The organism is Cohaesibacter sp. CAU 1516, from assembly GCF_005771485.1.
GTDB lineage: Bacteria > Pseudomonadota > Alphaproteobacteria > Rhizobiales > Cohaesibacteraceae > Cohaesibacter > Cohaesibacter intestini.
In genome coordinates, this window is record NZ_VANT01000003.1 from 220713 (window position 1) to 244424 (window position 23712).

At 56.0% G+C, this 23712-nt stretch carries 22 protein-coding genes; 6 read left to right on the forward strand and 16 right to left on the reverse strand.

Features of this window, described 5'->3' with window-relative positions:
* Positions 1–132: 132 nt before the first annotated feature.
* The 7 genes from FDK21_RS10675 to FDK21_RS10705 all read right to left on the reverse strand — a co-directional run bounded on the left by FDK21_RS10675 (position 133) and on the right by FDK21_RS10705 (position 10778).
* Positions 133–1089: an AraC family transcriptional regulator gene (locus FDK21_RS10675; RefSeq protein ID WP_210238742.1), complete on the reverse strand. Its 957-nt coding sequence runs from the start codon at positions 1087–1089 to the stop codon at positions 133–135.
* 293 nt (positions 1090–1382) lie between these two features.
* A complete protein-coding gene (locus FDK21_RS10680; RefSeq protein WP_138148493.1) occupies positions 1383–1934 on the reverse strand; it encodes a hypothetical protein in 552 nt (183 codons plus the stop codon).
* The gene (locus FDK21_RS10685; RefSeq protein ID WP_138148494.1) at positions 1924–3954 is read right to left on the reverse strand and encodes an MMPL family transporter; all 2031 of its coding nucleotides are present in this window, start codon (positions 3952–3954) and stop codon (positions 1924–1926) included. The genes FDK21_RS10680 and FDK21_RS10685 overlap by 11 nt, the downstream gene beginning before the upstream one ends.
* A gap of 2 nt (positions 3955–3956) precedes the next feature.
* Positions 3957–5213, reverse strand: a complete 1257-nt coding sequence (locus tag FDK21_RS10690; protein ID WP_138148495.1) for an FAD-dependent monooxygenase — start codon at positions 5211–5213, stop codon at positions 3957–3959.
* Positions 5214–5293: 80 nt separating this feature from the next.
* Positions 5294–7210 (reverse strand): prenyltransferase/squalene oxidase repeat-containing protein, encoded by a 1917-nt coding sequence (locus tag FDK21_RS10695; RefSeq protein ID WP_210238743.1) that lies wholly within the window; start codon positions 7208–7210, stop codon positions 5294–5296.
* Between the two features lie 70 nt (positions 7211–7280).
* Complete coding sequence (locus tag FDK21_RS10700; RefSeq protein WP_171022031.1) at positions 7281–9665, reverse strand: 1-deoxy-D-xylulose-5-phosphate synthase N-terminal domain-containing protein; 2385 nt, start codon at positions 9663–9665, stop codon at positions 7281–7283.
* A 93-nt stretch (positions 9666–9758) separates the two neighbouring features.
* Positions 9759–10778 (reverse strand): 1-aminocyclopropane-1-carboxylate deaminase, encoded by a 1020-nt coding sequence (locus FDK21_RS10705; RefSeq protein ID WP_114008548.1) that lies wholly within the window; start codon positions 10776–10778, stop codon positions 9759–9761.
* Positions 10779–10916: 138 nt separating this feature from the next.
* On the opposite strand from FDK21_RS10705, the gene FDK21_RS10710 reads away from it, so the two are divergent.
* Positions 10917–11393 carry an Lrp/AsnC ligand binding domain-containing protein gene (locus FDK21_RS10710; protein ID WP_171022032.1) on the forward strand — a complete coding sequence of 159 codons (477 nt, stop codon included), beginning with the start codon at positions 10917–10919 and terminating at the stop codon, positions 11391–11393.
* A 48-nt stretch (positions 11394–11441) separates the two neighbouring features.
* Here the strand turns inward: FDK21_RS10710 and FDK21_RS10715 are convergent, their stop codons facing one another.
* The 5 genes from FDK21_RS10715 to FDK21_RS10735 all read right to left on the reverse strand — a co-directional run bounded on the left by FDK21_RS10715 (position 11442) and on the right by FDK21_RS10735 (position 15976).
* The gene (locus tag FDK21_RS10715; protein ID WP_138148499.1) at positions 11442–12686 is read right to left on the reverse strand and encodes an FAD-dependent oxidoreductase; all 1245 of its coding nucleotides are present in this window, start codon (positions 12684–12686) and stop codon (positions 11442–11444) included.
* Positions 12687–12826: 140 nt separating this feature from the next.
* Positions 12827–14176 carry a D-serine ammonia-lyase gene (locus FDK21_RS10720; RefSeq protein ID WP_138148500.1) on the reverse strand — a complete coding sequence of 450 codons (1350 nt, stop codon included), beginning with the start codon at positions 14174–14176 and terminating at the stop codon, positions 12827–12829.
* Positions 14173–14988: a sulfite exporter TauE/SafE family protein gene (locus FDK21_RS10725; protein WP_114007714.1), complete on the reverse strand. Its 816-nt coding sequence runs from the start codon at positions 14986–14988 to the stop codon at positions 14173–14175. Before FDK21_RS10725 ends, FDK21_RS10720 begins: the two co-directional genes overlap by 4 nt.
* 37 nt (positions 14989–15025) lie before the next feature.
* On the reverse strand, positions 15026–15325 hold the full coding sequence (locus FDK21_RS10730) for a hypothetical protein (protein ID WP_138148501.1): 300 nt from the start codon (positions 15323–15325) through the stop codon (positions 15026–15028).
* 336 nt (positions 15326–15661) lie between these two features.
* Positions 15662–15976 carry a hypothetical protein gene (locus FDK21_RS10735; protein WP_114007716.1) on the reverse strand — a complete coding sequence of 105 codons (315 nt, stop codon included), beginning with the start codon at positions 15974–15976 and terminating at the stop codon, positions 15662–15664.
* Positions 15977–16157: 181 nt separating this feature from the next.
* On the opposite strand from FDK21_RS10735, the gene FDK21_RS10740 reads away from it, so the two are divergent.
* Positions 16158–16502: a hypothetical protein gene (locus tag FDK21_RS10740; RefSeq protein WP_138148502.1), complete on the forward strand. Its 345-nt coding sequence runs from the start codon at positions 16158–16160 to the stop codon at positions 16500–16502.
* A 116-nt stretch (positions 16503–16618) separates the two neighbouring features.
* Here FDK21_RS10740 and FDK21_RS10745 read toward each other — a convergent pair whose 3' ends face one another.
* The 4 genes from FDK21_RS10745 to FDK21_RS10760 all read right to left on the reverse strand — a co-directional run bounded on the left by FDK21_RS10745 (position 16619) and on the right by FDK21_RS10760 (position 19817).
* Positions 16619–17143 carry a fasciclin domain-containing protein gene (locus FDK21_RS10745; protein ID WP_138148627.1) on the reverse strand — a complete coding sequence of 175 codons (525 nt, stop codon included), beginning with the start codon at positions 17141–17143 and terminating at the stop codon, positions 16619–16621.
* Between the two features lie 149 nt (positions 17144–17292).
* Positions 17293–17982: an anti-sigma factor gene (locus FDK21_RS10750; RefSeq protein ID WP_171022034.1), complete on the reverse strand. Its 690-nt coding sequence runs from the start codon at positions 17980–17982 to the stop codon at positions 17293–17295.
* A gap of 14 nt (positions 17983–17996) precedes the next feature.
* Positions 17997–18533, reverse strand: coding sequence for a sigma-70 family RNA polymerase sigma factor (locus FDK21_RS10755; protein WP_138148504.1), 537 nt, complete (start codon positions 18531–18533; stop codon positions 17997–17999).
* 255 nt (positions 18534–18788) lie between these two features.
* Positions 18789–19817, reverse strand: coding sequence for a LacI family DNA-binding transcriptional regulator (locus FDK21_RS10760; protein WP_138148628.1), 1029 nt, complete (start codon positions 19815–19817; stop codon positions 18789–18791).
* A gap of 293 nt (positions 19818–20110) precedes the next feature.
* Here FDK21_RS10760 and FDK21_RS10765 point away from each other — a divergent pair, with 293 nt between their 5' ends.
* The 4 genes from FDK21_RS10765 to FDK21_RS10780 all read left to right on the forward strand — a co-directional run bounded on the left by FDK21_RS10765 (position 20111) and on the right by FDK21_RS10780 (position 23711).
* Positions 20111–20626, forward strand: coding sequence for a gluconokinase (locus FDK21_RS10765; protein WP_114007720.1), 516 nt, complete (start codon positions 20111–20113; stop codon positions 20624–20626).
* A gap of 102 nt (positions 20627–20728) precedes the next feature.
* On the forward strand, positions 20729–21745 hold the full coding sequence (locus FDK21_RS10770; RefSeq protein ID WP_114007721.1) for a TRAP transporter substrate-binding protein: 1017 nt from the start codon (positions 20729–20731) through the stop codon (positions 21743–21745).
* A 69-nt stretch (positions 21746–21814) separates the two neighbouring features.
* A complete protein-coding gene (locus tag FDK21_RS10775; RefSeq protein WP_114007722.1) occupies positions 21815–22387 on the forward strand; it encodes a TRAP transporter small permease in 573 nt (190 codons plus the stop codon).
* Positions 22380–23711 carry a TRAP transporter large permease subunit gene (locus FDK21_RS10780; protein ID WP_114007723.1) on the forward strand — a complete coding sequence of 444 codons (1332 nt, stop codon included), beginning with the start codon at positions 22380–22382 and terminating at the stop codon, positions 23709–23711. The genes FDK21_RS10775 and FDK21_RS10780 overlap by 8 nt, the downstream gene beginning before the upstream one ends.
* The last annotated feature ends 1 nt before the right edge of the window (position 23712 follow it).

Consider the following 23712-nt stretch of genomic DNA (forward strand, 5'->3'; position numbering starts at 1 on the left):
AATTCAAGAGCCTGACGCCAGCGGCGTTTGCTCTCATTTGCGATAGGGAGACGTTAACCCAAATGGTGGGGGCAAGACTTGGCAGCATCCGCCAACATCATTGCAGTTTCTGCCAATGGTATATGTGCGTATTCAGGAAAGTGTCGCTTGCCGGTAGCGCGCGGGCGCCTGCCCTTCCCATCGCTTGAAGGCGCGACTGAAGGTGCTCTGTTCCGAGAATCCGGTCAGAAAGGCGATTTCGGCAATGGACGCTTTGCTCTCGCGCAACAACTCTCTGGCTAGCGCAGATTGTGCCTGTTCAACCACATCGCGATAAGTCATCCCTTCCTCGGACAAGCGGCGGTAGAGGGTTCGCTCACTCATGCCCATATCGCGAGCCATCGCCGCTGCATGCGGCACGCCACTGCTCAAGTTCGCTGTCAAGCGATGGAGCAGTTCATTACGTGTGGCGGAGGTGTCGGCAAGAGATTCGATTTCTGTTTCGAGATGGCCAACCATGAAGTCGAAGACCGCCTTGTCCCCCACACGATTGGGCAAATCCAACATAGTGGGATGCATCGCGATGCTATTTTGCTCTGCCTCGAAAATGACAGGACATTTGAAATAGTCTGCATATCGTTGCGGATCGGAGCGGCACGCATGGCGGAACGAAACAAAATCCAGTGTCAGCGATGGGCCAACAAACTGGTACATATTGCGAGCAAAAGCTGCTAGCGCACATTCATTGCGCAGATCAAGCGCCGTGTGATGCTCGGTTTGCTCTTCAAACAACAACGCCGCACGATCTGTCTCTTCCTTTAATCGGTAGATGGCTGTGTCTGTGGCCAAACGATAATAGCGCTCAAGACGCGCCAAAGAGGTGCGTAGGGTCGGCGCAGTTTTGATCGCCAGCCCCAAAACACCCAGATCTTCGGCTTGGAGTAAATTGGCATAGGTGGCAACAAGTGCCACTTCATCTCTCTGATGGGTGCGTATCCATTCAATGAGATCGAAATATTCCGTGCCGATGAGACGCCCGTCCGCCGGTTGAGCAACCCGGTGAACAATTTCACCATCGCTCCAAAGGCAGCCATCTTCCGATAATGACATGCCCGCGGCCTTGGCCATTGTGCGGGCAAATACAAATGTAACGTTGGGCATGCGGCAAATGACATCAGAAAGAAACAAATTGAATGGAGTTCAAACGCCAATAGAATTGGGCAAAAATAACAGCCCCGTTCAAACCGACGATGCAAATAGTGCGAGACTGGGACACTGCCCAAAGATCACAAATATTTGAATATCTCAAATCTAGCAGTTAACTGCATTGGTCGCAACTTTGTTTGGTGCTGATGGAAGCTGGCTGAATTGGTCTGCAGAGGCAATAGTCAGACGGGATCGCGTTACGGTCTATAGGGCTCCAGAATGATGGGTTCGGCAATGATCTCCGGCGATTTGAGGGTCATTATCAGATTGTCCTGCTCGGCGAGCAATGTCATCTGGCCATTCCGGCTGTCTTGGAGGGTCAGGATGGCACCGGACCAGCTCACAACAGGCTCCTCCTTGAGCGGCGGGGCAGACCATGTGATGAAGCTTTGCAGAATATCCTGACGATCATGCACCATTTTCAAGGTGATGGACCTTTTGTGCCCCAGACGAGCGCAAAGGATCTTCAACTCCAGCAGGGTTGCATTGGGATTGGTGCCAGTGATCTGGCAATGGAGTGTGCGGGTGATGCCATCTTCTGTCTGGGTGACAGATCCAGACCCGCGCCATTGCCCCGTGTAAAGGTCAACCACTTCGTCAGCATTCAGCAGCTCCCCTTCGGTCGCGCCGATGGGCGTCGTGGGGAGAAGATTGACCGCTTGCGTGGCATGGGATGGCCTCAGGACAGCCAAGGTGACGCATATGATCATTGCAAGCCGGGCAAATGGCATCAGGTTTTTATTGGTCATGGTCGCGTTCATTCCTTGGAAAGACAGGTCCTCGACAGGCTGGCTTGAGTAAGGCTGGCAAGATCAGCAAATCTGCTATCCATGCTGCAATCAAGGCAAGGGCAATTGCGGCCCCCATCAAGAACAGGCCGGGCAAGGCACTGGAGAGCAGCAGGCCAAAGCTGATGATCAGCACGAGGCTGGTCAACGTGATCGGCTCATGGGTTGCAAGGATGCCTTGGCGAATGGAAAATTGCTTGTCCGCCCTTTGCTTGCTGTTCCAGATCAAATGCGCCGTATCATCCACGATGATGCCAGACGCAATGACCAATGCAACTGCCATTGCGACATTAATATAGCCGATTGTAAGGGCAAACAGAGCATGAACCAGCAGCAACGGCAGGGCGTTGGCGATCAGAGCGGCCACGCCCATGCGAGCAGAGCGATAGAGCACAGCAAAGAAGGCCGACTGCAACAAAACTGAGATGGCCAGAACAATTTGCAATCGCTTGATGGAGCGGGTGACTGAATCAGCGACCAGAACAGGATAGCCGGTGATATCGGCCTGATAGTTTGGACCAACTCGACTTTTCACATCCTGCATCAAGGCCTTGATTTGCCGGGCGTCGAAGGCAATCGGCATGTGGATTGGCGCAATCAGACGATTGTGCTCCGTGACATTTCTGAGCAAAGGATCGATCTGGGTTTTGGAAAGCCTTTGATGATAGATCCGGTCCAGAACAGCTCTGGCATTCTCTACACTGATATTGGGTATGGTTGCGAAGACCGGTGCCAGAGCGAGATCGGCCTTGGCTGCGACATGCAGCCCCTGTTTGACGGATCCGTCGGGCAGATTCTCGTCAAACTGAAAGTTAACCGGGGTCAGCAGAGTTACGACGAGCGCCACCGTCAGGAAACTGAGGGATGTGATCTGGATGGTCCGTTTGCTGCGCATGGTGGCTTTGATGATCCTCAAGAGGATCGCCAGAGACCGCCTCTTGAAATTCTTCTTGGGCACGGCGGCCGGGGTTGCGGCGATGCAGATGTCGCTGACAAGCAGGATTGCGCCATACAAGCAGACCATGCCCAATGCACCGCAGAGGGCCAGACGGCTCAAAATCTCGCTGCCCTCGAAGGCTAGCGACCCAAAGGCTGACGCTGTGGTCAGGGTGGTGAAGGTGATGGCAGGCAACACATGAACCATTGCCGCTCTGGCATCGCGCCGTGTGGCCTTCCTGTGGTGCATGGCGCGCTTGATATGCAACATATCGCAAAGCCCGAGGGTCAGTGCAATGCTGGGGATCAGGCTGTTGAAGCTGTCGAGGGGGATGCCGAAAAAGGCGAGCGTGCCAACATACCAGATCACCCCGACGGCGGGGGGCACAAGGAGCAGGAAACCGGTCTTTGCGCTGCGAAACCAGAAGGACAGGATGGCAAAGACAACCAGCCCGGTTATGGCGGGCAAATACTTGTTCTCAAGGGTCAACTGGCTGGTGATGGCCTGCTCGATCGAGATCATCCCGATGCCTTTGACACAGTGCTGGTTGGGATTGTCGCAGGATAGATGGGGTTTCAGGGATGCTTCCAGCCCTTCCTTGGGGCCCTGAAGAATGATGACACTGGTTCTGAGGTCGGGACCAAGAAGAGACTGAGCCAGCATATTGTTCTGCCGAAAGGCACTCAGAACCATCTGTGCGTCGCCCTTGCCCCCCAAAGCCTGCTCGAGATCCTGATCTGGCGACGAGGCTGGCACGGAAAAGATCGAGACGACCTGTTCGATGTTGGGATCGAATTGAAGGTCGAGAACCAGATTGCTCAGAAAGGTCAGATAGTCCGCAGCTGAGGCGTCTTTCGCAGTGACCAGTAGAGCGGCTGACGGATTCTGCCAACCGCTCAGCTCGTGCTGTTCCACAGCCTTGGGGCGCTGGATGATGGCGCTCATGTCGGCTTCTATTCTGACATCAAGCGCATGGATCGAACAGGTCAGTGTCAGACCAATCAGCACAAGAAGTCGAGCCAGGAAAGCCGCTTGCCTCGCCATGCCTATTTATCCTTGAGAGCAAGCAACGGCGCGTCCGGCTCAAGGGAATGCGATTTCATGTGGCTGCCACTGGCCAATCGCACCAGCAAATAGCGCAACAGGGGCAGACTGTGCATCACTACAAAGCCCAGACGACGAAAGCAGGTCATTGTGAAGCCACGCAGGGAGAAAACAAACAGCAGCATATCGGTGGTGGCAGACATCAACCGGGCATCGCGTGTGCGCCGCGCATTGTAAATATCCAAAGCAGCCGCCAGATCCGTTGTTTCCCATTGGTTCGTCAAACCCTGCCGGATCACCGGAATCAGCTCTGCAATGTCTCGGAAGGTGTAATTCACGCCCTGTCCGGTGATCGGGTGGAAGGTGTGGGCAGCATCACCAACCAATGCCAGTCGCTCAGCAACAAATGCGCTGGCCATACTGGTGTTGAGAGGAAAGCTGGCGATCTCGCCTGCCAGCGCGCAATCACCCAGATGACGTTTCAAGTGGGGCGCACAAGCAGCCATAAAATCCTGTTTCGACAAAGCCTTTAAGCGCAGCATCTCTGCGGTGGGGACACTCCACATGATGGAGCTTTTGGACACACTGAGCGGCAACACTGCCAGTTGCCCGCCTTTGAAAAAGGTCTGGTACGCCGCACGCCTGTTCTGCATGGCATGGGAGACCGTGAAGACAAAGGCATGCTGATTGCGTGCCTTTTGCGTGCGCTTGATGTTCATCTTAGCCGCAGTATGGGAATTTTTTCCGTCACACCCCAGAACCAGCCCTGCGGACAGGCTTTTCCCCGAATCCAACCGCGCCAGACAGCCCTTCTGCGTCAGTTCATAGGTTTCGACAGCGCAATCGAACAGAATAGTGATGGATGAATAGGAAGAAATTCTGGCAATCAGAGCCTCCATCAAGACATGCTCCCTGACGATGTAGCCAACTTTTTCCGATTGGCTGCGATCATGGCTGAAGGACAGAGATTGCATCCAGCCAAAGCCATGGTCTTTGATGGCTGTGCCAAGGCCGTCATAGATCCGGATGGTGGTGATTGGATAGTCTTTTCCCTGCAAATCGTCCCAGATACCAAGGGCTTCGAGAATCCGCCGGGTATAGTCAGACAGGATGAAAACACGGTTGCCAGATGTTGCGAAACCTTGCTGCTTTTCAACGATTGTAACGGAAGCGCCCAACTGAAGGGACACCAGAGCGGCGGTCAATCCGGCAACGCCCGCGCCTGTGATCAATAAATCGGAACGAATAATTTGCTTCATGCATCTTGCCCGAAAAATATATATGCTTTTTAAATACCTTATATCGAAATATTTGTCGACTTTGACAAAAATGGCAAGTCCTATCCGTTCTGGACGGCTGAAGGTCCACGGGCTTCAAGGCCTTCCTGATAGAGAGATAACGCAAGGGTTGCATAAAAGGTTGCAGTGCCCGTGTAACAGCAATACCAGACCCCAGCGACTCCGGAGGAAAAAAAGTCTATGTCATGCCATCCGCCATCGGCTTCTTGTCGCCGGATCAGCCACTGCGCAGCCTGTTGCGCCTCAGGGCAACCAGCCTCCCCTGCCGCTACATAACACATCAGGACAGATGCGGTATGAACGGTGCTTGATGGCGCTGGTACATACTGCTTGGCATGGAATGAGCCGATGCTTTCGCCATAGCCTCCATCTTCCTGTGCGATGCTCTTGAGCCATCGGACGGCCCGCTTGACGCTAGGTGAATCGGCTTCTCCCGCACTGCAAAGGGCTTCAATGGCCGCGCAGGTGGCCGCGAGATAATGGACGAACCAGGAGCAAACCCATTTGTCTTCTTCTTGGGATGCATGAAGATAGGCCACCCCGTCCTGCATGGCTTGCCTCGCCTTGGGGATGTGCGCCTCCAGCCCCGCATAGGTCCGGGCAATCAACTGGGCATTCAAACAGACATTTCTGGCGGTGATGAAGGGGCATGACGGATCATACATGAACCAAGCGCCCCCTCTTAGGAATTTAACCCAGTTTTTCTCCCCCCTGCTCCAGCTGGCCCATGCTCCCTTCCCGTCTTGCATCGCCCAGAGCCAATGAAAGGCCGAGAGGACCGAGCGCCGTTGCTCCGGCGTGTTTTGCCAATTGGTCAACACACCCATCACGGCCAAAGCAGTATCATCGGCATCAGGGCAATAAAGCCCATAGCGGTGGAACGTCCAGGCACCGCTTTTCGCCGGATCGTAACTGCGATCACGGGCCACCAGTTTGTGCTCGACATCAAACACATGAAAACTCTGGCTGGATATCAAGAAATCGCTGCCTCTGGCGATGGCTTCGGCTGAGTCTTCCTTTGACATATGTTCAAGGGCACGCAGGGCATGGCCTGTGTCCCATGTGGCCGAGTCACAAAAGCCCTGCGCTCGGCCATCCGGGGTGTCGGCTTGCCATGTCTCAAGCGCCCTCAAGGCCCGATCAATGACCGCTCGATGGGCATCGGCATCGGCACAATAGAGGCTATGAGCAGAAAAGATTGTCATGTGAACCAGCGAGAAGAAAGTGCCATCCTCTTCCACATGGCCCAGCAGCCACTGGACAGCCTTTTCAAAGTGCTTTGGCGTTCCAATCAGGGCACAGACACCCTTGAGCAGAACATTGACCAGACGGGGACCTCTACCGAAATTGCGGCGGGCACTTGCAAGCCAGTTGGACTGCCATTGCGCCGTCGGAATGCGGGTCTTGGTGTGGGGGGCAGTGCAGGCAAACCCGCTCTGGATGATACTGAGCGGGATCAAGCCCCACTTCAAAACCCCGATGTCATAAATATTCGGATGCCACCAGTGCGGCAGGGAGACAATCCATGTGGGACAGAAGGGAATCTCGTCATAGGAGAGGTGGCCCGTGAAGGCAAAATAGCCCAGCCAGAAAGCATCCAGTTGCGGAGTTGGCTGACTGTCCAGCCAGTCCCGCGCCTTCAAACCCGCCTCGCGCCCTTCTCGGGTTTGTGCCTGTTCCAGCGCAATCGCGCAAATGGCCGTGACATCCGGATCCGCCACGCCATCAGGCAGGGCTGGCCATGCACCGCAGGCAAGTTGACTGTTGGCCAGATAAAGCTCCAGCGGCACAACAGGAAAAGTGTCATATCTGCCCATGGCCTGCAGGCCTTGCAGATAAAAACCCGTCGTGCGCGCATCATTATAGACCGGCCGGTCCCACGATCCGTCGGCCAGTTGCCAAGTATGGAGTCTGTCTCGCGCCTTCTGCAAAACATCTTCAAGTGTCTTGAGGGCCATCATTGAGCGTTCCACATATCAGATCACATCCAGCAGAGGAGAAACCCTGCAAAGCCCGGTTCTTTGCCTGCTAATTCAGGGCCCTCACGATACCGGACTTGATGTCCTTGCCATGGGACAGGCCCTGTACCTTCTCAACGATCGCAGCGGCATCAATCCCGTGGTGGCGATACAGATCGCCGATGGTGCCCGTTTGGCCAAAATGCTCGACCCCGAGCGAGATGGTCTGATGACCAATCACACCGCCCAACCAGGCCAATGTGGCCGGATGGCCGTCGATCACCGTGATGATTTTGCAGTGGGATGGCAAGGCACTGAGCAGGCTCTCGATATGGGAATAGGCCGCCAGATTGCCACGGGAGCGGGCGCGTTGCGCTGCGGTCCAGCCGGCATTGAGGCGGTCTGCCGAGGTGACGGCCAGCACCCCGATGTCGCGACGGGCTTCGGCGATGGCGCCAGCCGCCTTGATCGCTTCACTGGCAACCGCGCCCTGATAGGCAATCACCACCTCGCAGTTGGGGCCCGGCTCGCGCAGCCAATAGGCGCCGTCAATCACCCCTTGGCGATAGGTGTCATTGGCTCGCTTGACCGGTTGCTCGATCGGGTTGGTGGTCAGGCGCAGATAGACCGAACCGCCGGTCTCATCGCGCAGCCAAGTGCGTTCATCCGGGTCCCCTTCCCCATCGCGCTGCATATAGTCAAAGGCCCATTGCATGATGATGCCAAGCTCGTCGGCAAAGGCCGGTTCAAAGGCCGCCAGCCCATCCTGACTCATGCCGATCAGCGGTGTACCGACCGACTGATGTGCCCCGCCCTCAGGGGCAAGGGTCACACCGGATGGCGTGCCGACAATCATGAAGCGGGCATCCTGATAGCTGGCATAATTGAGTGCATCCAGACCACGACAGACAAAGGGATCATACACCGTGCCAATGGGAATCAGCCGTTTGCCGAAAAGGGAATGGGACAGGCCTGCGGCACCCAGCAGCAAAAACAAGTTCATTTCCGCGATGCCTAGCTCGATATGCTGGCCAGCCGGATCAAACACCCATTTTGCCGTCGAGGGAATGCGATGCTCGATAAAGGCATCTGCCAGTGCTTTACGCGCAAACAATTTGCGGCGATTGACCCACGGGCCAAGATTGGTTGTACCGGTCACATCCGGTGATGTGGTGACAATGCGGGCCGCCAGCTCGCTGTCCCCCTTGGAAAGATCATCGAGGATCTTGCCAAAGGCGGCTTGTGTCGAGATGGCGCGTTCTGTGGTCAGCTCGATGGCTGGCACAGCGATTTTGTCGTCGTGATAGCGGCGGGTGCCCTTGGCAAAGAAGGGCACGTGATCCAGAAAGGCCTTGAAGGCCTCGACATTGTCGATTGTAGCAAGGGGGTCCCATTCGTCGCCCTTGGGGACACCCATGTGGGATTGCCAGTCTGCCATCTGGCTTTTGTTCATCAGGCCGCCGTGATTGTCCTTGTGGCCGGCAATCGGCGTCCCCCACCCCTTGACGGTGTAGGCAAGGAAGCATGTCGGCCGGTCATGGGTCACAGAAGCGAAGACATCGGCCATCGTGGTGACGCAGTTGCCACCAAGATTTTCCATCAGTGCGGCCAAGGCTTCATCCGAGCGCTTGTCGATCAGAGCGGACACATCCCCCTGATCGCCCAGATCATCCATCAGACGCTTGCGCCAGACCGCGCCGCCCATGAAGGTCAGCGCAGAATATTGCTGATTGGGGCAGGCGTCGATCCAGTCGCGGAGCTTGTTGCCGCCCGGCTCCTCGAAGGCCTCTCGCTGGAGCTTGCCATATTTGACCCGAACCACGTCCCAGCCGAACGCATCGAAGATCTTTTCGATCCGCTCGAACAGGCCCTCCCTGACGATGCCATCAAGGGACTGCCGGTTATAGTCGATGATCCACCAGCAGTTTCGCAGGTCGTTCTTCCAACCTTCCTGCAGGCATTCGTAAATGTTGCCCTCGTCCAGTTCGGCATCGCCCACCAAAGCCACCATGCGGCCCAAGGCCTGATCCTGTCCCCAGTTTTTGGCTGCGATATAGTCCTGAATGAGAGAGGCAAAGCTGGTGATGGCCACCCCGAGCCCGACAGAGCCGGTGGAGAAGTCGACATCATCGCTATCCTTGGTGCGCGACGGATAGGATTGCACCCCGCCAAAGCCGCGAAAATTCTCCATCCGCTCACGGCTGAGATTGCCCATCAGATATTGCATGGCATGAAAGACCGGAGAGGCATGCGGCTTGACCGCAACGCGATCTTCGGGTTTGAGGGCCGAAAAATAGAGTGCGGTCATGATCGAAACCATCGAGGCCGAGCTGGCCTGATGGCCACCGATCTTGATGTCATCGGTCTTGGGGCGAATATGATTGGCGTGATGGATCATCCAATGCGAGAGCCACAACAGGCGCTGTTCGATGGTCTTGAGGTGGTTGTGGCTCATTTTACTCTCCATTGACAAGTTCAATCTGAACGATGCCTCAGCCGTCCTGCGTCTCAAGGGACTGGTGCTCCGCTTGAGACGCAGTTAATCACTCTAGCCGTCTTTGTAATAGTAGCTATAGCCATTGAGGGCCGGTGCGCCACCCAGATGTGCATAAAGCACCTTCGAGCCCTTCGGGAAAAAGCCCTTCTTGGTCAGATCAATCAGGCCCTGCATGCTTTTGCCTTCATAGACAGGGTCCGTCATCATTGCTTCAGTGCGGGCCGCAAGGCGGATGGCATCGTTGGTCTCATCCGAGGGGACACCATAGGCCGGGTAGGCATAGTCCGGATTGATCACGATTTCATCTTCTCGCACCTTGCGGCCCAACCCGACAAGCTCTGCAGTGTTATCAACAATGGAGCGAACCTGTGAACGGGTTTGTTCAAGCGTGAAAGAGGCATCGATGCCAATCACACGATCCGCGCGATCCTGCGCCGCAAAGCCGACAATCATGCCCCCTTGCGTGGAACCGGTCACCACACAGACGACGATATAGTCGAACTTGAAGCCAAGCTCTTCTTCCTGCTGGGCCACTTCCTCGGCAAAGCCGATATAGCCAAGAGCGCCAAATTTGTGCACCGATGCCCCGGCCGGGATAGGATAAGGTTTGCCCCCGGCATCCTTGACCGACTGGATGGCATCTTCCCAGCTTTTGCGGATACCGATGTCAAATCCGTCATCCACCAGACGGCTGTCAGCCCCCATCAATTTGGTCATCAGGATGTTGCCCACGCGGTCATAGACTGCGTCATAGTGCGGCACCCATTTTTCCTGAATGACCACGCATTTCATGCCAATTTTGGCGGCCGTCGCCGCCACCATGCGCGTATGGTTGGATTGCACCCCACCGATGGAGACAAGTGTGTCTGCCCCCGAGGCAATCGCATCGGGCACGATATATTCCAGTTTCCTCAGCTTGTTGCCACCCATGGCAAGGCCGGAATTGCAATCATCGCGCTTGGCATAGATCTCAACATCTCCGCCCAATGCGTCCGTGAGGCGTGGCAGATATTCGATCGGCGTGGGACCGAAGGTCAGGGGATATTTCTCGAATTTATCAAGTAACGACATGAGCAGGTCTCCTGTTGGAATTGCCCCAAACGCTAGCAATTTTTCCATGAAAGGTGCTCTCTAATTTACCTCATAAATTTCCTTGAACTATCGAATTTTTCTCCATATTCTCAATTTTTCTCCATAAATTGAACAAATTTGGAAGATTCTTTCATGCCAGAACTGGACCGGATAGACCGAAACATCCTGCGAGCGCTGCAAGAGGAAGGTCGCCTGTCCAATGCGGACCTTGCAAGCCGGGTCAATGTCAGTCCCGCGACCTGCCATCGTCGCACCCAACGCCTGTTTGACGATGGCTATATCGAAGGGGTGAGTGCACGCATCAATCCCGAACAGGTCGGCATGGGGGCATTGGTCATGGTGGGCGTGGTTCTTGATCGCTCCACGCCAGAAAGCTTTGCCGAGTTCGAGCAGGCGGCAAACCGGATGTCGGTCATTCTGGACTGCAATCTGGTTGCTGGAGACTTTGATTATCTGCTGAAGATCAGAGCCAGGGATATGAACGACTTCAACAAGTTGCACGGGGAGCAATTGATCGCCTTGCCGGGCGTGCGTCAGACCCGAACCTTCTTTGTGATGAAAGAGGTCAAGAACAACGCCCCGCTGACCTTCTGAGCCCCAAACCTTCTGTGTCCCAGACATTTCAACGCCACGAGCAGCCAACTAATGGGCGAGGACAGATCGCCCTTGTGGCATCAGCGCCCGGGTCCAGTGCGCAGCCGAGCCTTCCATCATGTCGGCGAGGATCAATCCGGTCGTCGGCCCGAGGGTCAAGCCCTGATGCCCATGGCCGAAATTGAACCACAGGCCCTTGTGGGCCGGAGCGGCCCCGACCATTGGCAGCATGTCCGGCAGGCAAGGGCGATGGCCGAACCAGACATCGTCCGGTCTTTCCTCTCCGACCTTCAGAATCTGTCTGGCGCTGTTCAAACCGTGGCGCAGCTGCTTGAGATTGACGCCTCGATCCCGTCTGGTCAGTTCCGCGCCGGTCACAATGCGCAAAGCGTCACCGATCGGGGCCAGTACAACGCCATTGGCAAAATCATGCAGGGGTCGGGTGGGGGCATCCGTCACGTCATACTGCTTGTGATAGCCCCGTTTCCAGACCATTTTCAGTCGATAGCCGTGCCTTTCAAGAAGGTCCGGGGCCCATGGGCCCAGCGCGATGACAATATCGGATGCTGTGATTTTGCCTTCGGCGGTGGTCACCGCCCATCCCGCCCCTTCCGGGGTCAGGCTCATCGCATCGCCCTGCAGCAGCAGTCCTCCACGCCGCACAAACAAGGCCTTGTAGGCCATTGTCAACGCCAAAGGATCTGTGAGGCTCCAGCTGTCGGACCAATGGATCGCACCGGCCAGCTGTGTGGTGATTGCCGGTTCTTCCTTGGCCAGCGTCTGGCCATCAATCACGCGCAACGGCACATCATAGTGGGTCTGAAGATAGTCGGCCTCCAACGCCTTGGCATCCATCGCTTTCTGATCACGGCAGATCGAGAAAAAGCCATCGCGGCGGATCAGGTCTTGCGCCCCTGATGCATCAATGAAGGGGGTGTGATCACGCGTTGCGCGATAGGCAAGCTGGGCGTAGGTTTTGGAGATTTCTGCATGCTTGCCAGCTTCAGAATAGCGATAATAGGCAAACAGGGCGGGCAAGAGTCGGGGCAGATCGCGCCAATGATAGACAATGTCATTGGTCAGCCCGAGGCCATAGCGCAGCAACGTCGGCAGATGATGGGTGATGTTGTAAGGCTCAACCGCCTCTCGCTGGATGATCCCTGCATTGCCATAACTGGTCTCCATACCGGCCTGTTGCCGGTCGAGCAGGGCAACGGAATGTCCACGCTCTTGCAGGGCGAGCGCGGAGCTGAGTCCGACGATGCCCGCTCCGAGGATAAGTGTCTCGGTCATAGCCTGTTCGTCTTTCTTCTTTCTTCCCGTTCCCCGATAACGGGGCTTTTCCCATTGGCGTCAATCATCGAGGCGCAACCGATTATCGGTCTCACTGACAATTGTTGGTCTCACTGGCAGCGCGTTGGCTGGATCGGAGCTCATGTCGCAGTCTCTTTTGAAAGACTGGTAGGGTGTCCCAATTCCATACCCCGGTCAACAAAGGCCTGAAATTTCAATTCCGGCACAAAGGCTCCTCCCGTTGCCCAGACCACATGAATGGCGTTCGAAAGGGGCTTGCTGAGCAGATGCCGATCAGCGAATGCCTGTCCCTCCAGACTGTTGGCAATGAAGTGCGGCCCCGCGAAGCCGATGGTCGCAGAAGGTTCCAATTGCAGCGAAGCGCCATGATAGGCCGTGGCGACCCAGCGAAACAGATCTTCATCGCCAACCGTATAAACACCAGCCAGCCGGGTCTGCATGCGTTCAGCAACCAGATCCGACATGGTTGCCACTGCCATGCCATCGGCTTCTGTCCGATTGGTCAGGCCAACATCATAGACTGAGATCCGGGCGTCCCGGCCATGCATCATGCGCAGCATGGCTGAAGCAGACTGGCAAGGTTCGGCAAAAAAGCAATGAACATGCGCCCCGAACAGACCGCGCGCGCCGTAGGCAATGCCGCCGGGAGCCCCGCCGATGCCGCAGGGCAAATGAAGAAACAAGGGCTGATCAGGACCAACAACAATGCCCGCCTCGCGCAGCTGTATGTCCAGTTCGCCAGCCGCTGCCATATAGCCTTGGAACAACAGCTCTGAATGCTCGTCATCGACAAAATAGGCCAGAGGATCATACCGGGCTGCATCCCTTGCCACGGCAACCGCATGATTATAGTCACCGCGATGCTGCATGACCTTGACACCATAGCGTCGCAGCCGTTCGATCTTCCACGTCTTGGCGTCGGATGACATATGCACGATGCTGTTATATCCGAGATTCTTGGCGGCCACACCGACACTCAGACCGAGATTACCCGTTGAGCCCACGGCAATCGTGCGCTGCGAGAAAAAGGCGCGTGCAGCGTCTGATGCCAGTTTGCAGATGTCATCATTTTCCGAAAGGAACCCTTCCGCAAGGGCCTGTCGGCGCGCGGTCATCAGGACTTCGAACAGACCGCCACGTGCCTTCACCGACCCGGCAACCGGCAGATTGTGGTCGCCCTTGACAAACAGGCGACCAAACTTTGGATCCTCATAGCCCAGTGGAGCCTTCAGGCTCTCCACTTCGATCAGCTCGGATTGGATCTGACCTCCGCTCTGTTCAAGGACCGGGAACAGTTTTTGCAACAAGGGTGCCAGCATAGCCCAGTCTTTATGCACCTGTTCCAGCGTCTGGGCGGCTTCCCCATCGCAGGAGGGTTGATAATTGGGATTGCACCAAAGCGTCGGCTCCGCCGCTTTGGCTTTGTCGAATGTCGACTGGTTGGCAAAAGGCGGCAGTTTGCTGGTCATCCCATGATTGCCTTTCGAAGCATGTTACCCGCCAGCAGCAGAATGGTGCAGGCAAAAACCAGACGCAGTTGTCTGGGTGACAGGGCGTGGGCCATCTTGACGCCAATCGGAACGGTCAGCATCGTCGTGGCCACAATCATCACGACGGCGGGCAGATTGACATACCCAATGGTCATGGGCGGTTTGCCTGTAATCTGCCAGCCGGTGGCCAGAAAGGCGATGAAAGCGGGAATCGAGATCATCAGGCCAAAACCGGGGGATGTTGCAACAGCCTTGTGGGGCGGCACATTGTAGGCGCTGAGCAACGGCACAGTGAAGGAACCGCCGCCAATGCCCATCAGCGCCGAGAAAAATCCGATGATTGCCGCATAAAGAGAGCTGAGGATGCGACCGGGCAATTGATCGGCCAGCCGCCAGTCCTTTTTGCCCAGCAACATGTAGAGCCCGATCAGAACACCGATGCACCCGAAGACAAACTGAAGTTCCTGTGACCGCAGAGAGGCCGCGGCAAAGACCCCAAGAATCGAACCGATCGCGATGAATGGCCCCCAGCTTCTGATCAGTGAGAAACTCACCGCCCCCCTCTTGTGATGGGCCATCACGGAGCGAAGGGACGTGAAGATGATGGTACCAGTGGATGTCGCCACACAGATCTGCATCAGCTGGTCAGGCTGATATCCAAGGCTGGTAAAGGCATAAAAGAAGGCCGGGACGAGGATAATCCCGCCACCAACACCCAGCAAGCCGGAAATGATACCGGCAATGCCGCCGGCAAGGGCCAGAATGAGCACCAGCGGGAGCAATTGTGTCATGAAGGCAGGTCCTCTTCGATTGTGTCGTTGCTGAGCGCTATATCCCAGAACAGTCCCTCACCGCCAGAAGGGCTTCGCGGAGCAGGGACTTAAGAATTGGCTCATTTGGAGCATGCTGGCTGCAGGCAGCATAGAGATGGGGACTCCAGACTGTAGGCAGTCCGAGCACGTTTGCAAACCAGTCATTGGCAAGAGAACCGCCCAGATCGGGCAACAAATGCGGCGCTTGGCCGGTTGTCTTTTCGATGGAGGTTTGTGCAAAGCGCACTGGGATGGGGTCTGGATCGAGGCGGCTCGCCGTGAGCATGCCCCGGCTGACCTCGATGAGGTCTAGCATGGCGACCCCATACGCGTCGAGATGGCGTCTGAGAGCAGGACCATAAAGATTTTTTTGAAAACGACAGTGGCAGGTGATTCTGGAGGGCTATTTTGGCGGACACTGCCGCGTGGGCAACGAAAGAATGCGCACGCGCATCCGCGCAGCCGGCAATTGCTATCATTCGCACTTGGCCAGCCTGACAGGCATACCGGTGGATGAAATCAGAACCGGTTGATAGGGGTCTTTACCCTTGACCCTGAGGCGATGGGGCGTCCAGGGCTGTTTTCTCCAGATGCCCGGCTGATACCTGACTGATATCTGGCCCTGATCTCTGAAGCAATCGGGAGCTATCGGTTAAAAGCAACCTTTGATTTTGGCGCCGGATGCGGTCGTTTTGACCTTCACGCTCTGACCCGGAGGGCACTCAGCGCCATCACCATAGACAACGGATGTTCCGTCATCCCGCGCGCAAACCTTTGCTTTGGCACAATATCCCTGCACGACCTTGCCCCCTGTTGAGAGATGGTCGCGCCCACCCATGGGGCTCATGCAGCAAATCTCGCCAGCGGAGCAATCATTCTTGTCCTTGCATGCATAAGCATCGGACCACGAGATGGTCGAAACCACCGCGAGGCTTGCGACCAGAATAAACCCAGACCGTATAAGCATGAAATCGCCTCCCTTTGGCACTCAGTTGACTGTTGCTTCACATCGGGTTCGATTTTGCTCTGGCGGTGAGACTGCAACAAGGCTGCAAATTGTCCCGCTTCATTTGTACCAATTGCCCAGACTGCAGCACAAGCGCACACTGGGATGACCGTTGAGACAGACGACCAGCCGGGAGGCAATGATGTGGATGATTCTCCGTAATTCCTTACTGTGGGGTCTGATTGCAGCCTTTATGCTGCCTTTCCCATTTGTCCAACGGGCTATCGCTGGCGGCGAGAGCGCAGAAGTCGCCAAGCGGGCCCTGTGCGAAACCCAAATGTCGGTGTGTGAAGAAAGATTTGGCAGGTCTGACACCTGCGACACCGGATATCAGCATTGCATCGACAAAGGTGCCTTCCCGATGCCTGACATGTTGCTGGATCCGATAGAGGATGACGGATGCGAAAAACAAATGAGGGAATGTCTGGATCCGGATTGGGAACCTCTGTCGACCCACAGTGACGGCACCCCGGTGCAAGGCGACTGATCTGTGAAGATGGCTGTGAGCTGTGCGTCGAGAGCACGGCCTGTGGTGCCGGGAATGGCACCAAGGCGAGCACCGACCGGAGATGCTCTGATATCCAGTCGGTTGATCCATGCAGATTAGGATGCAGGCAGCAGGACTTTGTCGATGACGTGGATGACGCCATTGGACTGTTCCACATCCGCGATCGTCACGTTGGCGACGTTGCCCTTGCCATCCTTGAGCATGACCGTGCCGCCATCATACATGGCAGTGAAGGTGCAGCCACCCACGGTTTTGACCGGGTGGGCACCCTTGTCGTCATCCACCATCTTCATGATGGCATCAGACATGGCGTCGGCAGCCACGACGTGACAGGTCAGGATCTTTGTCAATTGATCCTTGTTTTCCGGCTTCAGCAATGTCTCTACCGTGCCTGCAGGCAAAGCGGCAAAGGCGTCATCGGTTGGCGCAAAAACGGTAAACGGCCCCTCGCCGGACAGAGTATCGACCAGACCAGCTGCTTTCACCGCAGCGACAAGGGTTTCGTGATCCTTGGAGTTCACGGCGTTTTCGATGATATTCTTGGTTTCATACATAGCAGCACCACCGACCATCGGATTTTTGTGATCGTCCGCATAAGCGAGGCTTACGGCGGAGGTCATGGCGATGGCAGTGGCAGCAAGAAAGGTTGTCGTACGTGCAAAGGTCATTGTGTCTCTCTCCAAACTGTTTTTTTCACGACCGCTTTTTTGCGGACATCAATAGACACGAGAGACCCGTCACATGAGTTTCAGCTTTTTTTAAAAAATTTTTATATCTGAGAAATAGCACCGACCGCCAGAACCGGACCTGTTGCCTGACCAGTTGGGGATCCGCCTGCCGGTTCATCACTGATTGCCAGCACACCACCGGGCATTTTGGCGCGCAAGGCAGCGGGCACCTGAAGCGAGGCATGCGCTTCTCTTGGCAGCACACCAAGGGAAATGGGCGCGTTGTCCCCTTCGATCAGCCACAGCTCAAAATCCCGCTCAGCAGCCGCTTCCCCCTTGGTCCGGTTGAGCCGCAATTGCCCGGAACTGGCTTCATAGAGCGCAACCAGCTGGACCAGATTCGCCTCACCCGAAAGGTTGGCGACATAGGTTCCCTCCGGCGCATCCGTGGGACGCAGTGTGGCAAATAACAAGGAGGCCATCACAACAATGGCAACCAGTGAGGCAAAGGCCAGACCTCGCCAAAAACCGATGCTTGACCACAGTCCCTTGGGCGTGGCTGGTATTGAGGACGCACCGAACAGGCGTTGCTCGATCAGACCATACATGGCCGGTGGAGGCGGGGTCGCTTCGATCTCGTTGGTCAGCGGTTCGAAATGGCCTTCCCAGACATCGACCTCTGCACGCAGATCCGGCTCCTGCTCCAGACGTGCGGAAAAGCGCTGACGCTCCGCATGGGGCAATACGCCAAGGGCATATTCCGCCGCGAGCAGCCGGTCATCGCGATCCATTTTCTTGTCCACCGTCATGCTTCAAGACACTTTCGCAAAGAGATGAGGCTGCGCCGCAGCCAAGTCCGCATTGTATTCAGGGGCACACTGAATTGTTCTGCCAACTCCTGATAGCTGTATCCTTCCAGATAGGCCCCCCGCACCGCATCGGCGCGCCGGGTCTCAAGCTCTTCAAGGCAGGCAGTGATGCGTGCACCCGTTTCGGCACTGATCACCAATCGCTCGGGATCGGGGCTGTCATCTGCTCCGGCCAGTTCCTCATCAAGCTCGACCGTCTCCGGGCGCCGTGCCCTGAGCCGGTCAATGGCATTGTTGCGCGCAATCGCAGCGAGCCAGGAAATCGGACTGTTGCCGGTCACAGTAAAGCGCGAGGCGTTGTTCCAGACCTTCACATAGGCTTCCTGCAACACCTCTTCCGCCTCAGCCCTGTCTTTCAAGACACGCAGACAGATGCCAAAGAGTTTCGCACTGGTTGCCTCATAAAGCGCAGCAAAGGCAGACCGATCACGCAGGGCAACGCGAAAAATCAGTTCGGAGATCGGATCGGCCATGTCTATCCTTGGAACAGATTGTCTCTTTGTGGAAGGCACCAAGTCTTGGCATCCACACGTCAGATGCCACGCGCGGTCCCTCATAACATTGCGGTCAGCCCGGTTTGAGCCTCTTCTCTTCGCCTTCGACTATGCAGGAACAATATGGAGGCGTCCAGCCGAATAAAGAGAGAGAGATCGACATCGCATTTGCCCCGGTAGAGAACGGAGCTTTGCGATATCGTTGATGTGAAAGCTTGAATGCAGCCGGATTGATCAGGTGCTGGATCGCACGATCAGCTCATAGCCGATGTCGATCTTTGCCTCATCAGCCGACAGGCTGGCGCCATTCATACATTCGACCAGCATGGTTGCCGCCTTGTGACCCATTTCATAACGCGGGGTGCGGATGGTGGTCAAAGGTGGATTGATGCAGCGCGAGGGTTCAAGATCGTTGAAACCGGCAATGGCGATCTGGTCAGGTACCGCAATCTGACGGCGCTGGCATTCAAAAATCGCCCCCATCGCCAAGTCATCATTGATACAGAAAACCGCATCAAGGTCCGGTTGCTTGGAGAGCAGATCATGGAACAGGTCACCACCGATCTTGACCGAGGATGGTGCGTGAGAGACGGAGCGCCCCTCGATATTGTCCAGTCCGGCATCCTTCAGCGCCTGAAAGTGGCCCTGCATCCTTTTCTGGGTGCGAGGATCCATCTGGGCACCAATGAAGCCGATATGGCGGCGACCACGATCGATCAAATGGCGGGTGATGTCATAGCCCGCCTGATAATGTGACAAGCCGACATTCATGTCGATGGCCTGACCATCATAGTCCATGATCTGGACGATGGGGACGCCAGCGGCCTCTAGTGTCTTGCGGCAGGTGTCTGTCTGATCAACCCCCGACAAGATCAGGCCATCGGGATTGTGTTCGAGAAACTTGGAGACCAGCTTTTCCTCCTCAATCGGGGAATAGCGGGTGTTGCCAATCAGAACCTGATAGTTGGTGGCGGAAAAGACGTCATCAATCGCCCGCATGACATCGGCGAAAACGATGTTGGTGATCGAAGGAATGATTGCGCAAACAGTGTAGCTTCTCGCCGAGGCCAACCGGCTGGCCGAGAGGTTCGGGATATAACCGAGTTTCGCCACGGCCTCCCTCACCCGCTCACGTGCCTTCTGCGAAACCTTGTCAGGTTGTCGAATGGCTCGGGATACAGTGATGGGACTGACGCCTGCATGTTTGGCGACATCCTGCAATGTGGCTCTTCTCGTTGAACGCCTTGAACTTTCGTCAGCCATCATGGTCTCTTGATCTGGTTCCAGCCCTGCGGCATCTTCGCTCGCTTCAGCGATAGAGAATTGAATCTGCAAGGCTTCTCATCCAATCTAGCAGTAGCTCGGGGCTGAGGCAATATGCCTTCCATCCACAGGGAGAAAAGGGGCATGATAGATTGTCGTCAAAATGATAGCGCTATCATTTTTCTTGGTGTATAGTTTCCGGTAGCCGAGGAAGCTCAGTTATTATGATCCCAAAATGATAGCGCTATCATTTTGGTGATGGGAGAGGAACGACTGCATTGCGCGGAGAAGGCATGATCATCGTCGTTATGGGAGTGAGCGGGTCTGGCAAGACCACGGTGGGAAGTGCGTTGGCCGATAAACTGGGCTGCGCCTTTCGGGATGCGGACGCCTTGCACCCGGCTGAGAATGTACTCGCCATGGCCGAGGGAAAACCCTTGACCGACGCCATGCGAGAACCATGGCTGACGGTTCTGGAAAGCTTGCTGTTTGACCATCAAAGCCGAGGCGAGGCGCTGGTACTGGCCTGTTCCGCTTTGAAACGGGCTTATCGGGATCGGCTGTTTGAGCGGATATCCGGCGGCCTGTTTGTCTATATCGCAGGGACCCGCGATCAGATCCTGCCACGTCTTATGCAACGGCAGGGGCATTTTTTCCCATCCAGCCTGCTTGATAGCCAGTTCAGGGATCTGCAGGAACCCGCAGAAGATGAACCGGTCCTGACCGTGCCTGTGACTTTGTCGGTGGAACAGGCCGTTGCGGAAATCCTGCCTCATCTATCACATGACGCTCAGACACGGGAGGAATGAGCTCCATAAAATCAGGTCAAGACATGGACCGGGTCCATTGCATGATCCGATCCGGATCACACTGAATTCTATCTCAATCGAGAAACCTGGGAGGTTACTGATATGAAATTCTCTACTCTTGCACTGGCAGCCGCCTTTGCTGCCACTCTGGCTGCCCCTGTGGCGGCGGCCGACAGCTACAAGCTGAAATTCCAGTCGAGCGATAATTCGGGCAACCCGAACTATGTCATCCAGCAGGAATGGGCCTCTCGCGTTGGCGTCATGACCAATGGCCGTGTTGAAATCGAAATGCTGCCGGTCGGTTCAATCGTCAAGCACACTGAAACCCTGACCGCAATCAAGGCGGGTGTGCTCAGTGGTCATGTGACCGCAACCGGCTATTTCTCCGGCAAAGACCCTGCCTTTGGCCTTCTTGGCAACACGGTTGGTGCGTGGAGTGATCCGAACGAAATGCTGCTCTTCATCGAGCATGGTGGCGGTCGCGAACTGTATGAAGAGCTGCTGGCTCCTTATGGTGTTCAGTTCATCGGTGCCTCTGCGACCGGTCTTGAAGCCTTTGTTTCCAAAGTGCCGCTTGATGGCGTTGACGATCTCAAGGGCCTGAAACTGCGTGCGCCTGAAGGTCTGGTCCAGTCGGTCTTTGCTGCAGCAGGTGCCGCTCCGGTGAACCTGCCCGGCTCCGAAGTCTACACCTCGCTTGACAAGGGTGTGATTGACGCCGCCGACTATACCGTCTTCTCGACCAACCACCAGCAAGGCATGCATAAAGTGGCCAAGCATCCGGTCTATCCGGGCTTCCACTCCCTGCCCACCATCGAAGTCTCGATGAACAAGAAGACATGGGACTCCATGCCAGCAGATCTGCAGGAAATCCTGCGCGTTTCCGTGCGTGACTTTGCCCGTCAGATCACCTCGAAGCTGAAAATGCAAGATCTGGCAGCAGTGGCAGAAGCCCGCGCGTCTGGCGATATCACCATTCATGACTGGTCTGCGGAAGAGCGGGCAAAATTCCGCAAAATCGCGCAGGAGCAATGGAAAATCTTTGCACAGAAGTCTCCAAACGCTCAAAAAGTCTATGAAGTGATTTCCAAATATCTCAAGGAAACCGGCCTGATCTAACAGGCAAGCGAGAGATTGCTGGCCGGACCTTGCGGGTTCGGCCAGTGAATTTGCGGCGGAGGAAGGCAAATGGAACCAGAAAAAACATCATCAGACAATCAGCGGGACCCAGCATCCCCTGCCCCGGTTCAATCGCCGGTTCTGACCCTGCTGGATCGGGCCATCATTCGAGTCGGCCATACGCTCAGTTTGCTGTTTTTCGTCTCCTGCCTGATCATCATATTCGAGATTGTCGCGCGGTATGTGTTCAATTCGCCGACCTTCTGGGTGCATGAGACAACCACACTCCTGTGTGCCTTGCTGTTTGCCTATGGCGGTGTCCATTGCATGGCCAACAACAAGCATATCCGCATCGGACTGATCTATGACACCGTGTCCGCCAAGGTGCGGCGCTATCTCGACATCCTGATTTCAACCCTGCTGCTGATCTATGCGCTCATTCTGGCCTATGCAGCAGGGCTGGTCGCCTATGAAGCCCTTTACACCCCTTGGGGCGCGTTCCGCATGGAGACCAGCGGCAGTGCGTGGGATCCGCCCTTCCCGGCAATTATCAAGAGTTTTCTCTTTCTGGTGCTGGCCCTGATGGTCGTCCAGACCGCCCTGCACTTGGTTCATCATATCCGGAGGAAAGTTGATGCCTGAACTTTTCGATCTCAGTTCCATTGGCATCGCTTGGGGCAGCATCCTGTTGCTGGGCATGATGCTCACTCTGCTGGCCACCGGCATGCCACTGGCCTTTGTCACCGGTCTGGTTGCCGCCTTCTTCACCATCTTCTGGGTGGGACCGGAAACGGCGATGATCACTGCCAGCCGGGTCTTCAGTTTCACCACCTCTTACGTTTTTGTCGCCGTGCCGATGTTCGTGCTGATGGCGTCGATCCTTGACCGGTCAGGCATTGCACGGGATTTGTTCAACGCCATGCGGATGGTGGGCGGTAGCCTGCGCGGCGGTGTGGCAGTCCAGACCCTGATTGTCGCGGTCTTTCTGGCGGCCATGTCAGGCATCATTGGCGGGGAAACCGTGCTGTTGGGTCTGCTGGCCCTGCCCCAAATGCTGCGCCTGGGCTATGATCGCAATCTGGCGATCGGGACGGTTGCCGCAGGTGGGACCCTTGGCACCATGGTGCCGCCATCGATCGTGTTGATCATTTATGGCCTGATTGCCAATGTCTCGATTTCCGATCTGTTCACGGCGGCTTTCCTGCCTGCCTTGATGTTGGCCTCCTTCTACGTGATCTATGTTCTGACCCGCTGTTATCTCAATCCGGCGATGGCTCCGATTGCCACCGGCGATGAGCTGGAAATGTCCACCGCAGAGAAATTTGCTGCTCTCAAAGGCGTGGCTTTGCCAGTGGTCATTGCGATGTCCGTGCTGGGCAGCATCTATGCAGGCATCGCCTCGGTGACGGAAGCCTCAGGCATTGGTGCCTTCGGCATCGCGTTCTCGACATGGGTCCGTGGGGAATTGACTTGGAAGTTGCTCAAAGAGAGCGCCATCCAGACCCTGAATACCTGCGGCATGATCATCTGGATCGGCATTGGTGCCAGCGTGCTGGTGGGTGTCTATAACCTGATGGGTGGCATTCACTTTGTCGAAACGCTGATCCTCAATTTCGGAGACGGCTCGCCGCTGGCGATCATCCTGTTGATGATGGCTATCCTGTTCATGCTGGGCATGTTTCTCGATTGGGTGGGCGTGGCCCTTCTGACCATGCCGATTTTCGTACCGATCGTGATGAAGCTGGGCTACGACCCGGTCTGGTTCGGGGTGGTCTTTGCGATGAACATGCAGGTCTCCTTCCTGTCACCCCCCTTTGGTCCTGCGGCCTTCTATCTGAAGTCCGTTGCACCGGAAGGCATCACGCTGAACGACATTTTCCGTTCGGTGTTGCCCTTCATCGCCATGCAAATTCTGGCGGTTGCCCTGCTGATCGCCTTCCCGACACTCGCTCTTTGGTGGAAATAAA